The following is a 12,141-nucleotide window of genomic DNA, read 5'->3' on the forward strand; positions in this document are numbered from 1 at the left end:
CTTTTATTATTAAAGCAACTTTGATTATAACAAATCTTTGGCTAAAAGCGTGCTACTTTGTAATTTTCTTAGTATAATATTAACGAACACTTACGCAAAGGAAAGAAAAATGATTAAATTATATACAGATGCAGCAACAAAAGGCAATCCCGGTCCTAGTGCTGGTGGAGTTTTATTAGTTGTTGATGGTATACAACATCAAATAAAAGTTGATTTACCTTTTGTTAGTAATCATGAAGCTGAATTTTTAGCAGCAATTGCTGGTTTTGAGTATGTCAAAGAACATTACGGATGTAAACATAACTTATTTTTTTATTCTGATAGTAAAATCGTCATTACCAGTCTAGAAAAAAACTACAGTAAGTCTTATCCCGAGCTATTGGCTAAATTAAATAAGTTACATGATCAATTTACATTAGTTGTATATCAATGGATACCAGAAAAACAAAATCAAGGCGCCCATCAGCTGGCCTTACAAGGACTAGCTAAGTTTATAAACTAACTTGGTAATTTCATTATTAAAAGAGTCATAAAATACGAATGTAATTTCATGACTCTTTTACTTAAAATCACTATTTTTTAATCGGTTTACCCCAGTATTGGAATAAATCAGTTCGTAAAGCACCGTTATATAGCTTACGCCGTTTACTTGCCTTTTGTCCGTAATATTTTTCAAATTCTAAATCACTAGTCAAGATATATTTGCTCCAACTAGTCAACGGCCCGTAGACTTGTCCCATTTGTTGGTAAAGTTTGCGAACACTATCTTGATCACTTAACCGTTCACCATATGGTGGATTAGCCACGATTACTCCATTTATTTTGGTAGTTTTAAAGTCTTTAGCTGCCATTTGTTTAAAATTAATTATATCAGCCACACCTGCATTTTGAGCATTTTGCTTGGCAATCTCAATCATACGTCCATCGATATCATAACCTGAGATATCGAGCGTAACATCACTCTTAATAGCTTCTTTAGCCTGTTGTCTTAACTTATTTGCTAAAGGCTTACCAATCCAGGTCCACTCTTCACAAACAAATGAGCGTTGTAAGCCAGGTGCGATGTTTTTGCCAATCAAGGCTGCTTCGATTGGTAAGGTGCCCGAGCCACAAACAGGATCGACGAATGCTTTATCCGGATACCAATGCGCTAAAAAAAGTAGTGCGGCTGCCATATTTTCTTTTAACGGTGCGCCCCCTTTTTCTAAGCGATATCCACGTTTAAATAAACTTGAGCCCGTGGTGTCAAGCGTTAAAAGAACTTGATCTTTGTTAAGAGCTACTTCGATTGGATAAACAGCTCCAGTTTCAGGCAAACGAGTTTTACGATGATAAACCTCACTCATTTTAGTTACAATAGCCTTTTTAACAATTGCTTGGCAACTAGGCACATTATGCAGCGTTGATTTTTGTGATTTACCAGCTACTGGAAAATTAGCATCTAAAGGTAAATATTGGTCCCACGCGATGGCTTTAGTCCTTTGGAAGAGTTCTTCAAAGGTTTTAGCCTTAAACTCTGCTACAACTATTTTGATTCTATCAGCTGTACGCAGCCAAAGATTAGTTAATAAAATATCTTCAACATTCCCCTTAAAACGTACACGACTATTTTCTACAACTACTTCATAACCGCGATGCTTTAATTCATTACCTACTACGGCTTCTAGTCCAGCCGCAGCAGTTGCAATAAGATTAAATTCTTTCATATTACTTTTAAAATCCCTTTCTATGGGTAATTTATCTCAAAAAATAAAGAGCCAGGATTAACATCCTAGCTCTTAACCTGATATGTAGTCCTCTATAAGCCACGTTCTGTACGTCATTTGGTCCAGGAAACCAAAATCGGTGGTAATCATCTATCTGCAAATGAAAATATATTCATCGCCCCCATGATTAGTTCATTTCCGTCATGAAGCGCCCCTACCAAAGTTTGGGTTACCTGCTCGAGGGGTTTACCGCGTTCCACCAGAACGGTTTCCCGTTCTGCTTCGTCACTGTGGCACTTTTCAGGATTACTCAGACATAGTTACAAACCTTAGCCTTTTTATCCGCCGTTACTCAAAGAGTACCTTGCCTTATTTTTTCGGCAAGCACGATCACTACAAGCATCTCAGCCTGTGCAAGCTTGGACTTTCCTCAGCCTATTAAAAATAGACCGCGATTACCAGAGAGCTACATAAATTTAATTATTTAAAAACGATTATTTTGATCGTTATCATTGTTAAGCTGTACACCGAAAACGTGTCGTTCCAAATTAGACAAACGCTTCAAAATATCCATATTTGTCATGGTAGACGTTTGTCGTGAAGTTTGTGACGAATTATTAACCGCTAATTGTTTAGTCAGCTCATCTACCTTATTAACAAGGCGATCATTTTCTGCTTGAAGTCGTTGATTTTCCTTAGTATAGTTTTCATAATCTTGAATCACTAAATCTAAGAATTCATCAACATCAGCGGGATCATAGCCTTTAATCTTTGGCTTGAAATTTTTGTTTACGATGTCCTTAGGCGTAAGATTAATATTTTCCATCAAAAATTGCACCTCACATTCGGACTTAACTCATAACATTATTATTATAGCAATTGTTATTCAAAATGCCAAGAGTTTTTACTCTCAAAATAGACTTGTGCTTGATCTTGTAATTGGTCCATATCGATTAATGATAGTCGATAATCTGTTTTTTTCAAAATATCTCGATACAAATACTCACACTTTCCTGGATATTGTGAATCATACACCAGCAAGGCTTCATCGGTATGATTTAGCATGAAATCTTGATAATTACGTAGTTGTTGTGGATTACTGTAAGGCATTTGACTAACAGTACCCAAAAAATCCGCTTGTTGTTTTAAAGAAAATAACTTCTCTTGTGAATTTTCTTGCCAATTTTCTCCAAAATCTGCAAAAGGAAACATTAATCCTAATTTAAGCTCTGGATACTCTTTTTTTAATTCTAAAACAACTTGAGCACCCCATTGTTCAACTCCTAATTGACCACCAGTAATTACCCATTCTAATCCGTTAGAAAGTAATTGTAGTAGTTCTTGTTGCAAACTGTATTTAATAACTTTAATTTTAGGATCTTGATCATTGAAGATTGATAATTCATAGCTACGATATCCACTTAATAATAAACGCATATTGTCCCTTCTTTTTTAGCTTAATCATTTAGAATTATAATAAAATCTTAGGATTTAGTAAATGGCGTAGCTCTAAGACTTGCTTGTTTGCCAACTAAAGCAACAATTGTTATAATTAAGCGCATAGGAGCGTGATAGCTTAATGGTTTTACATTATCCAAACGGGAAACCTTTTAAAAAAGAATTGTTACAACCTAACACAAATCTAAAAGCTAAAAATGTTATTTATGGTAACCGCGGAATGTCTTTAGAAGAAGAAATTAACATCAGTAATCGTTATTACCTACAACGAGGAAAAGCTGTTATTCATAAAAAACCAACACCTATTCAGATTGTTAATGTTGATTACCCTAAACGAAGTGCAGCTGTTATTAAGGAAGCATATTTTAAACAAGCTTCTACTACTGATTATAATGGTGTTTATCGCGGATATTATTTGGATTTTGAGGCAAAAGAAACACGCAATAAAAATTCTTTCCCATTGAATAACTTTCACGAGCATCAGATTATCCATATGCAAGCTTGTCAAAGGCAACAAGGTATTTGTTTTGCGATTGTCAAATTTAGTATGGATAATGAGCTTTTTTTATTACCTGCCCAATTTTTGTTTCATTGTTGGTCTCAAAAGGATAATGGAAAAAAATCAATACCCAAAAGCGCAATTGTTAAACATGGTTACCAAATAAAATATGGTTTACATCCACGTATTCCTTATTTAGATTTGGTTGATAAACTAATAGATAATAATTTTTAAGACTTAAAGGAGCGTATTTATGACAACTCAAGATCCCCAAAATTCAAGGGTAGCACGGCGCAAACAAAGTCAAGAAGATAAAAGAAAACATTCTAACCCTAACAAAAAAAAGCATGGTTGGTTGTTTAAGGTTTTTGTGACTTTGCTTTCGTTATTTGTTTTAGGAATCATTTTTGGTGCTGGACTCTTTGTCTTTTATGCTAAAGATGCCCCTAAACTTGATGAAGATAAATTAACATCTGCAGAAGCTTTAACCATTTATGATTCAAAAGGCAAAAAAATTACTTCGTTAGGAACAGAAAACGTAGTTCATGTTGATGAAAAAGATATCCCGCAAACTTTAAAAGATGCGATTATTTCCATTGAAGATCGCCGTTTTTATAAGCACAAAGGAATCGATCCGACACGTATTGTTGGTGCGGCTTTAGCTAACATCACTGGTTCTTCAGGCGGATTACAAGGTGGTAGTACATTAGATCAACAATTAATTAAACTATCATTTTTTTCAACCAAGCGTTCAGATCAAACTTTGAAACGTAAGGCGCAAGAAGCTTGGCTAGCTTTACAATTGGATCGTAAATATACTAAAGATCAAATTTTAACATTTTACGTTAATAAAGCTTTTATGGGAAATGGTTGTATCGGGATGCAAACAGCTGCTAAATATTACTATGGCAAAGATTTAAGCAAATTAGATTTAGCACAAACAGCATTGATTGCAGGAATTCCTAATGCCCCTTCTTCTTATAATCCATATTCTAATCAAGAATATGCAACTGCAAGACGTAATGACGTGTTAAATGCAATGGTAGAAAATAAAAAAATTACGCAAGCACAAGCTAATCAGGCTAAACAAGAAAGTATTACTGAAGGTTTATTGCCACAGCATGAGCAAACCCAAAATAATCAAAAAGCTAAAGTAGCTGATTCGTATATCAAACAAGTTATTGCAGAAATTAAAAAGAAAGGCTATGACCCATATAAAGATAGCCTAAAAGTCTATACTAACCTTGATATGGGTGTTCAACAACATTTATATGATATCGTTAATACAGATAAGTATATCTACTTCCCTGATGATGATTTTCAAATTGCTACGACAATTATTGATCCAAATAATGGCAATGTTGTTGCAATGATTGGAGGCCGTAAAACAGGCGACGTTACCTATGGATTGAATCGAGCTGTTCAAACTAATCGCACAAATGGGTCTACAGCAAAACCATTGATGGATTATGGTCCTGCAATCGAATATTTAAGTTGGGCGACTTATCATGCTTTAGATGACTCTAAGTATATTTATCCTGGTACTAACATCGAACTTAACGACTTTGATAATCAGCATAAAGGTGAAATGACGATGCGTGAAGCTTTAGTTGAATCACGTAATATTCCAGCAGTGAGAGCTTTGCAAGCAGTTGGAATTACTAGAGCTACGAACTTCATCAGTAAATTAGGTTTTAATTACAAGAAACCATTAGAGTTCCAAAATGGGATTGGGTTACCATCTTCAACTCTACAAAATGCAGCCGCATATGCTGCTTTTGCCAACGGTGGAACTTACTATAAACCAAATTATATTAATAAAATTGAAACGCCAGATGGTTCAGTTAAAGAATATTCAAGTACTGGGAAGCAAGTGATGCAATCTTCAACAGCTTATATGATTACAGATATGTTAAAAGGCGTTTTCACTTCTCCTTTGGCAACTGGATATCGTGCTAATATCCCTGGATTATACCAAGCTGGCAAAACAGGAACAAATGCTTATCCAGATAATGTAACTAAATTTCCTGCTAATGCCATCATGGATTCTTGGTTTAATGGATATACAAAACATTATTCTGTGTCTGTTTGGACTGGTTATGATAAAGCCTTTGAAGATGGACATTATATTTCATCGGCTTCATCTGGAATTGCTGCATTGATCTATAAATATATTATGCTTTATATGTCTGAAGGCAAATCCAATACTGATTGGACTAAGCCAAGTAATGTTTATACTAAAGAAGTAAATGGTGTCCGTGAGCTTTATTTAGCAGGAGCAGAAGATCCAGATATTATTAAGCGAATATCTTCTGAAACAAGTATTCTTTCATCTGCTGAATCATCTAGTTCTGAAGCTTCAGAAACAATTAGTTCTAGTTCAGCACAAACCAGTACTACTTCATCCAGTTCAATTTCTTCAGAAAGCTCAACGTCTAGTGAATCTAGCAGTTCAAGCATTAGTAGTACACAAACACAAAGTGTAGAATAAATAAAAGACCTCGTGAAAATGAAGTGCAACAAAAAAGTTAGACAAAAATAAAATATTTTTAAGCAACTAAGACATGGGTTCGGTAATCAACCGGACTCATGTTTTTTGTTTTATTGGAAATTCGATCATTATTGTACCAATTGACATACTTGTTAAAGAACTGTGTGAACTGAGAAATATTCTTACACTTCTTTATTTCAGGCTGTGATTCAACTTTAAAAAGATGGAAAAAACTTTCCATTGGAGCGTTATCTAGGCAGTTTCCCTTGCGGGACATACTTTGAATTAAACCTAATGAATCAATCTTTTCACGATAATAGTCTAATTGGTAGTGCCATCCTTGGTCAGAATGGATAATTGGATTAAAGTTATTGGGGAGATTATCCTCAAACTGACTTAATGTATCCATAATCAACAGTTTATTTGAGCTTTGGCTAACAGAAGTGGCTAAAACTTCTTTGGTAGCTTGATCTAAAATGACTGACATGTAAGCCCAGGTCGAATTACCTAAACGTACTTGTGAAACATCCGTATGAAGAACAGTAAAAGGAGATGTAGCATCAAATGTTTGGTTTAACAAGTTATCAGCTACCTTACCAACTGTACCTTTATAAGAAGAATAGTGATTATTTTTACGGCAATTATACATACCTGGTTGTACACCTAATTCATTCATTAAGCGACGTAAAGTAGCTTCAGCCATGTGATAAAGAAGTGGCATTATACGGCGATAGCCGTATGTGTAAGAATCTCTCCATTTACCTTTTTCCGCTATTTCCTTGATTACCACCTTAACATCAGCATACTTATCATTTTTATTGATGATACGTTTGCGTTCGTCGTAATAAGTCGGTCGCTTCAAGTCGATCGTTTTTAGAAGCTCACCAATCCCATATCGTTCCTTTTTTGGCAAGTTTTGTTGGTCCACCCTGATCTGATCCACAATTATTGTTTTCTCCTTAGCTTTGAGGGTCCGAACAGGGTCAACGCTTTTTTTAAGATATCACGCTCCATTTTGGCTTGACGTAATTCACTCTTTAGTGCCGCAATTTCATCACTTTCCTTTTTTAAAATTTTACGTGCATCCTTCTTTGTCATTTTTGACATCTTACTTGGCCTACCTTTCTTCTTGGGTTTCAAGGCCTCAGATCCACCTTCCATAAACAACTTCAACCAGATAGATATCTGTGAACACAAAAGATTATGGGAAGCCGCCACTTTGGACATTGAAACATCATTATTTAGGTAGTAGTTTATCACACGAAGTTTAAAATCAACAGTAAATTTACGTTTGAAATGTCGTAATTTCAACCCTTCGGGTCCTTTTAAATTGTATGCAGTCCACCATTTTTTTAAGGTATCCTTTGGTAAAGAATACTTATTTTCTAGACATCGTTGTGAACAGCCAGTATCTAGGTATTCTTGAATAAGATCTAATTTGAATTTTTGAGTATATTTAGTCATACGGAAAAAGCACCTCACAATCGCTAGACTTTGTCTAACAATTGTAAGGCACTTCAAAAATTATTTTCACGAGGTCTTTTATTTATTATTGTTTCAATTGTTTTTGTCCAAAATTACATAAATCAATGAGTGGACAAGTAATGCATTTAGGTGAGCGCGCCATACATTGATGTCGTCCCCAATAAATCATACGATGATGTGCAGCAATCCAAATCTCTTTAGGAAGTTTCTTCATCAAAGTTTGTTCAATGGTTAATACATCATCTGATTGTCTAACAATTCCTAGTCGTTTAGAAACACGACTAACATGTGTATCGACTGCAATTGCAGGAATCTTAAAACGTTCTGCTAAAACAACATCGGCGGTTTTACGCCCAACACCTGGTAAAGACATCAATTCTTTTAGTGTTTGCGGAACAACTCCTGCAAATTTTTGTTCTAAAGCTTGTGCGCATTGAACTAAATATTTAGCTTTATTACGGTATAATCCGATTGTTTTAATATATTCTTCAACTTCATTAGGCGTAGCTTGTGCAAGTTCTTTGGAAGTTGGATAGCGCGCAAATAACGCTGGTGTTGCTAGATTTACTGATTTATCTGTAGCTTGCGCACTTAAAATAACAGCAATTAAAAAATGAAAATCTGAATCTGCTACTAAAGAAGTTGTCGCATCTGGAAAAACTTCACCCATGATAGTAACAGCCTCTAGTGTTTTTTTATTACTAAGCATTAACTATCCTCTCCTTTTGGCATTTTAGCCCATTTATAAATAGGAATAGGTGGAGCATCTGGTGGCAATTCAAATTTGGGATTGAAATGATTATTACGCTGTTGTTCATGGTTGGCCAAATCAACAGCATTTTTGATTCCTTCTTGCTGCCAATTATTTAAGATTTTGTCTATATATTTAAAATTAACTTTCCGATGTAAAACAGCTTCTCTTAATGCCAATGTAATTAATTCACAAGAATATTTATCTTTTGTTTGCCAATCATCTAATAATTGAATCTCAAATGGAGATAGAAGTCTTCCTAACTCACTTTCAAATTTTTCAAACAGTGTAACCTTTTCTTGATTATGTTGCTTATTATTTTTATCTTGTACTTGTTGTTCTTCCAATGCCATTAATTTTTTGTAAAGTAAGGTGAAATTATAACAATCACCTTTTTTCCCATTGATTTCAACTTGCTTGATTTGTAAAAATTTCTTTTCTAATAAAGCTTGCAATAATTCGTAAACAGAATTAGTTGATATTTTCATATTGGTTGCAATTTGATCAAAATCAGGATTAACTCCCTTTTGCAGACAACTATCTATTTGTAAAAATAATATAAATTCTGTATCGGTTAATCCCAGATCAGAATAATGAGTTAATAAAAGATTAGAAAGTGTCATTTGACCTGCTGCTAAATATTGTTCAAAATAATCCATATCAAAACACCTCCTCTTTAGGCAAAAACAGCAGCAAGATAACCTGCTGCTGTAACAAAAAATCATTAAGGATAAATACGATTTAACAAACGTGGGAATGGAATTGCTTCGCGAATATGACTTTCACCTGTAATCCATGTAACTGTACGTTCTAAACCTAATCCAAAACCAGAGTGTGGTACACTGCCGTAACGGCGTAAATCAAGATACCATTCGTATTCTTTTAAATCTAAACCAGCAGCTTCAATTTGTTGTGCTAAATATTCTGGATCTGTAGCACGTTCGGAGCCACCGATAATTTCACCATAACCTTCAGGTGCTAATAAGTCAGCACAAATTACTACATCATCACGTGTTGGATGAGGCTTCATGTAAAATGGTTTCATGGATTTTGGATAGTTCATCACAAAGACAGGTTTGCTGAAATGATTTGCCAAGTAGGTTTCTTCTGGCGAACCAAAATCATCACCCCATTTAACATCTGGGAATTGACCAGATTCTTGTAATAATTTGATAGCATCATCATAAGTAATACGTGGGAATGGAAGTTGTGTATATTGCTTAAGAACTTCTTTATCGCGTCCCAAGATATCCAAAGCATATTCACAGTTATCTAAGACATTTTGGACTAAAAATGCAATATAGCGTTCTTGTAATTCCAAACTTTCTTCTTGGTGCATGAATGCCATTTCAGGTTCAATCATCCAAAATTCGATTAAGTGACGACGAGTCTTAGATTTTTCGGCTCTAAATGTTGGTCCAAAAGAAAAGACTTTTCCATAAGCCATTGCACCGGCTTCTTCGTAAAGCTGTCCTGATTGAGAAAGATAAGCATCTTTTTCGAAGTATTCTGTATGGAATAATTCTGTTGTTCCTTCTGGCGCACTTCCAGTCAAGATTGGTGCATCAAGTTTGATGAAACCTTCTTTATTAAAGAATTCATAAGTTGCACGAATCAATTCATTACGTACTTGCATGATTGCAAATTGACGAGAAGAACGTAGCCACAAATGACGATGATCCATCAAGAAATCTGTACCATGTTCTTTAGGTGTGATTGGATAATTATCACTTTCCCCTACAAATTCAATATCTTCAATTTCAATTTCATAGCCAAAATGAGAACGTGTATCTTCATGAATCGTCCCTATTACATAAAAACTAGATTCTTGTTTTAATTCCTTAGCTAATTTAAAAGTTTCTTCAGAGACGTTATTTTTAACAACAACTCCTTGGAAAAAGGCAGAGCCATCACGTAATTGCAAAAATGCAATTTTACCACTGGAACGCTTATTAGTTAACCAAACACCAATCTTAACTTTTTGTTCGACATGATCTTTAGCGTTAATAATACTAATTGTTTCCACAAAAAATACCTCCTAATTAAATTCGATCTTCGATAAATTTTTTGATACGACTGATTGCTTCTTTTAAACTTGCCAAATCTGTAGCATAACTTAAGCGAATATGATCAGGCATTCCAAACGCAGATCCAGGAACAACAGCCACATGAGCGGTTGTTAACAGCGCGTTTGCAAATTCTTCAGTTGATGCATATCCGGTCATTGCGACAGCTTGTTTAACATTAGGAAACAAATAAAAGGCACCTTGAGGTTTTTCTAAAAGACTCACCCCTGGTATAGTTGTTAATAAATCAAATACTGTATTAAGGCGCTTTTCATATTGTTCTTTCATTTGTTCAACACAATCTTGTGAGCCGGTGACAGCCGCTAAAGCTGCATATTGACTAACCGCAGCTAAATTGCTCGTTGCGTGTCCGACAAAAGCACCTAAACGAGCGATAAATTCTGTATTAGCTACTGTATAACCGACACGCCAACCAGTCATTGCATAAGTTTTCGAAAATCCACTGACTAAAATCGTTTGTTGTTTAATCTCATCACTAAGATCTAACAACGATACGAACCGATTACCATTATAGACTAACTTGCCGTACATGTCATCAGCAATTAATATAATATCATTTTTAACCGCCCAATTGCCAATTGCAATGAGTTCATCTTCAGAATAAATCAAGCCTGAGGGATTTTGAGGCGAATTGATAATAACTGCTATTGTTTTATTTGTGCGTGCAGCTTCTAGTTGTTCAACTGTTACTTTTAAAGAATCTGGCGCAGCTGCGACAAAAACAGGTTTTCCTCCTGCAAGCTTAACTTGTTCTTCATAACTAACCCAATAAGGTAACGGAATTAGAACTTCATCTCCTGCATTTACCAAAGCTTGAGTTACCGCGTATAAAGAAAATTTCCCACCGACCGTTACAGCCACATTTTTGGCTGTGAAGGCTGTTTGATACTGTTGATTTAACTCATTAGCAATTGCTTGTCTGAGTTCTGTAATTCCTAAAGCTGGCGTATAACGATCAGATTGATTGTTATTAATTGCTTGAATAGCAGCGTCTTTAATATGCTGTGGTGTTGGAAAATCTGGTTCCCCTACTGATAAATTAATGATATCCACGCCTGCTTGTTTTAATTCATTTGCTTTAGTTGATAAAGCTAATGTTGCGGAAGATTGAATATTTTCAATACGCTGTGACATCTTCATGACTATAAAAACTCCTTTAAATATTTTGAATCGTCTTAAGAACTTCACCATCTTTAAATGAAATTAGATCATAACACAAATTATTAGCAGCATTACGATAACTAACTTCCCAAACTGGTTCGCTTTTACGCATGCCTAAGGCTACATTAATAATTTTTTTAGGTTTACGCATATCAGTTACTAGTTTAGTTGCTTGTGATGCCGAAATTCCTTTGTTTTGAGAATAAATGTTAATTTTATTGCCATTTTTAGAGATAATTACATAGACTTTTTCTTTTTCATTATTTGTTCCAGCTACTGTAAAATATGTTTTATCACGATTATACCAATAAAAAGCGGTTGGATTGTTAACGTGGGCATATTTTTGAGCCAAAGCATAAGCTTGCTTTTGAGCTTGTCTTTTAGGAGCTTGAACATAACTATAAAATGCAAATAAAGCAAATAAAATGACAATAATACTTCCTAAAATGATTGTTTTACGTAAAACAATGGAACTTTCATTTGATTTTTTCATTTTTCTACCC

General features: G+C 34.8%; 13 protein-coding genes and 1 other RNA gene. 3 read left to right on the forward strand and 11 right to left on the reverse strand.

Translation table 11 applies throughout. The features are described from left to right. Nucleotides 1-109 precede the first annotated feature (109 nt). Entirely contained in the window at nt 110-502 is a 393-nt protein-coding gene (locus tag QM017_RS04710; RefSeq protein WP_178198118.1) for a ribonuclease HI family protein, read from the forward strand. 70 nt (nt 503-572) lie between these two features. Here QM017_RS04710 and QM017_RS04715 read toward each other — a convergent pair whose 3' ends face one another. From QM017_RS04715 to QM017_RS04730, 4 genes are all read right to left on the reverse strand, one after another. After that, nucleotides 573-1,706, reverse strand: coding sequence for a class I SAM-dependent RNA methyltransferase (locus QM017_RS04715; RefSeq protein WP_178198119.1), 1,134 nt, complete (start codon nt 1,704-1,706; stop codon nt 573-575). Nucleotides 1,707-1,796: 90 nt separating this feature from the next. Continuing rightward, an RNA gene (rnpB, locus tag QM017_RS04720) (RNase P RNA component class B) lies at nt 1,797-2,173 on the reverse strand. Between the two features lie 17 nt (nt 2,174-2,190). Beyond that, nucleotides 2,191-2,532: a cell division regulator GpsB gene (gene gpsB, locus QM017_RS04725; protein WP_178198120.1), complete on the reverse strand. Its 342-nt coding sequence runs from the start codon at nt 2,530-2,532 to the stop codon at nt 2,191-2,193. Between the two features lie 56 nt (nt 2,533-2,588). Further along, nucleotides 2,589-3,143, reverse strand: a complete 555-nt coding sequence (locus QM017_RS04730; RefSeq protein WP_282709004.1) for a DUF1273 domain-containing protein — start codon at nt 3,141-3,143, stop codon at nt 2,589-2,591. Nucleotides 3,144-3,285: 142 nt separating this feature from the next. On the opposite strand from QM017_RS04730, the gene recU reads away from it, so the two are divergent. Further along, the gene (recU, locus tag QM017_RS04735; protein WP_178198122.1) at nt 3,286-3,897 is read left to right on the forward strand and encodes a Holliday junction resolvase RecU; all 612 of its coding nucleotides are present in this window, start codon (nt 3,286-3,288) and stop codon (nt 3,895-3,897) included. A 19-nt stretch (nt 3,898-3,916) separates the two neighbouring features. Continuing rightward, a complete protein-coding gene (locus tag QM017_RS04740; RefSeq protein ID WP_282709005.1) occupies nt 3,917-6,154 on the forward strand; it encodes a transglycosylase domain-containing protein in 2,238 nt (745 codons plus the stop codon). A 58-nt stretch (nt 6,155-6,212) separates the two neighbouring features. Here QM017_RS04740 and QM017_RS04745 read toward each other — a convergent pair whose 3' ends face one another. The 7 genes from QM017_RS04745 to QM017_RS04775 all read right to left on the reverse strand — a co-directional run bounded on the left by QM017_RS04745 (nt 6,213) and on the right by QM017_RS04775 (nt 12,131). Beyond that, on the reverse strand, nt 6,213-7,097 hold the full coding sequence (locus tag QM017_RS04745; RefSeq protein WP_282709006.1) for an IS3 family transposase: 885 nt from the start codon (nt 7,095-7,097) through the stop codon (nt 6,213-6,215). A 2-nt stretch (nt 7,098-7,099) separates the two neighbouring features. After that, complete coding sequence (locus QM017_RS04750) at nt 7,100-7,618, reverse strand: transposase (RefSeq protein ID WP_282709007.1); 519 nt, start codon at nt 7,616-7,618, stop codon at nt 7,100-7,102. An 85-nt stretch (nt 7,619-7,703) separates the two neighbouring features. Then, nucleotides 7,704-8,348, reverse strand: a complete 645-nt coding sequence (nth, locus tag QM017_RS04755) for an endonuclease III (RefSeq protein ID WP_178197026.1) — start codon at nt 8,346-8,348, stop codon at nt 7,704-7,706. Continuing rightward, complete coding sequence (locus QM017_RS04760; RefSeq protein WP_178197024.1) at nt 8,348-9,049, reverse strand: DnaD domain protein; 702 nt, start codon at nt 9,047-9,049, stop codon at nt 8,348-8,350. The genes nth and QM017_RS04760 overlap by 1 nt, the downstream gene beginning before the upstream one ends. Nucleotides 9,050-9,114: 65 nt before the next feature. After that, nucleotides 9,115-10,416, reverse strand: a complete 1,302-nt coding sequence (gene asnS, locus QM017_RS04765) for an asparagine--tRNA ligase (RefSeq protein WP_178197022.1) — start codon at nt 10,414-10,416, stop codon at nt 9,115-9,117. Between the two features lie 16 nt (nt 10,417-10,432). Beyond that, on the reverse strand, nt 10,433-11,617 hold the full coding sequence (locus tag QM017_RS04770; protein WP_178197020.1) for a pyridoxal phosphate-dependent aminotransferase: 1,185 nt from the start codon (nt 11,615-11,617) through the stop codon (nt 10,433-10,435). A 16-nt stretch (nt 11,618-11,633) separates the two neighbouring features. Further along, nucleotides 11,634-12,131, reverse strand: a complete 498-nt coding sequence (locus QM017_RS04775; RefSeq protein WP_178197018.1) for a DUF5590 domain-containing protein — start codon at nt 12,129-12,131, stop codon at nt 11,634-11,636. Nucleotides 12,132-12,141 lie beyond the last annotated feature (10 nt).

This window comes from Ligilactobacillus sp. Marseille-Q7487 (assembly GCF_949152225.1).
Classification (GTDB): Bacteria; Bacillota; Bacilli; order Lactobacillales; family Lactobacillaceae; genus Ligilactobacillus.

Coding starts and splice junctions, on each gene's coding strand:
- QM017_RS04730 (WP_282709004.1), bottom strand. CDS start 3,143: ATGCGTTTATTATTAAGTGGATATCGTAGCTATGAATTATCAATCTTC.
- nth (WP_178197026.1), bottom strand. CDS start 8,348: ATGCTTAGTAATAAAAAAACACTAGAGGCTGTTACTATCATGGGTGAA.
- recU (WP_178198122.1), top strand. CDS start 3,286: ATGGTTTTACATTATCCAAACGGGAAACCTTTTAAAAAAGAATTGTTA.
- QM017_RS04710 (WP_178198118.1), top strand. CDS start 110: ATGATTAAATTATATACAGATGCAGCAACAAAAGGCAATCCCGGTCCT.
- QM017_RS04715 (WP_178198119.1), bottom strand. CDS start 1,706: ATGAAAGAATTTAATCTTATTGCAACTGCTGCGGCTGGACTAGAAGCC.
- QM017_RS04770 (WP_178197020.1), bottom strand. CDS start 11,617: ATGAAGATGTCACAGCGTATTGAAAATATTCAATCTTCCGCAACATTA.
- QM017_RS04750 (WP_282709007.1), bottom strand. CDS start 7,618: ATGACTAAATATACTCAAAAATTCAAATTAGATCTTATTCAAGAATAC.
- QM017_RS04760 (WP_178197024.1), bottom strand. CDS start 9,049: ATGGATTATTTTGAACAATATTTAGCAGCAGGTCAAATGACACTTTCT.
- QM017_RS04775 (WP_178197018.1), bottom strand. CDS start 12,131: ATGAAAAAATCAAATGAAAGTTCCATTGTTTTACGTAAAACAATCATT.
- QM017_RS04740 (WP_282709005.1), top strand. CDS start 3,917: ATGACAACTCAAGATCCCCAAAATTCAAGGGTAGCACGGCGCAAACAA.
- gpsB (WP_178198120.1), bottom strand. CDS start 2,532: ATGGAAAATATTAATCTTACGCCTAAGGACATCGTAAACAAAAATTTC.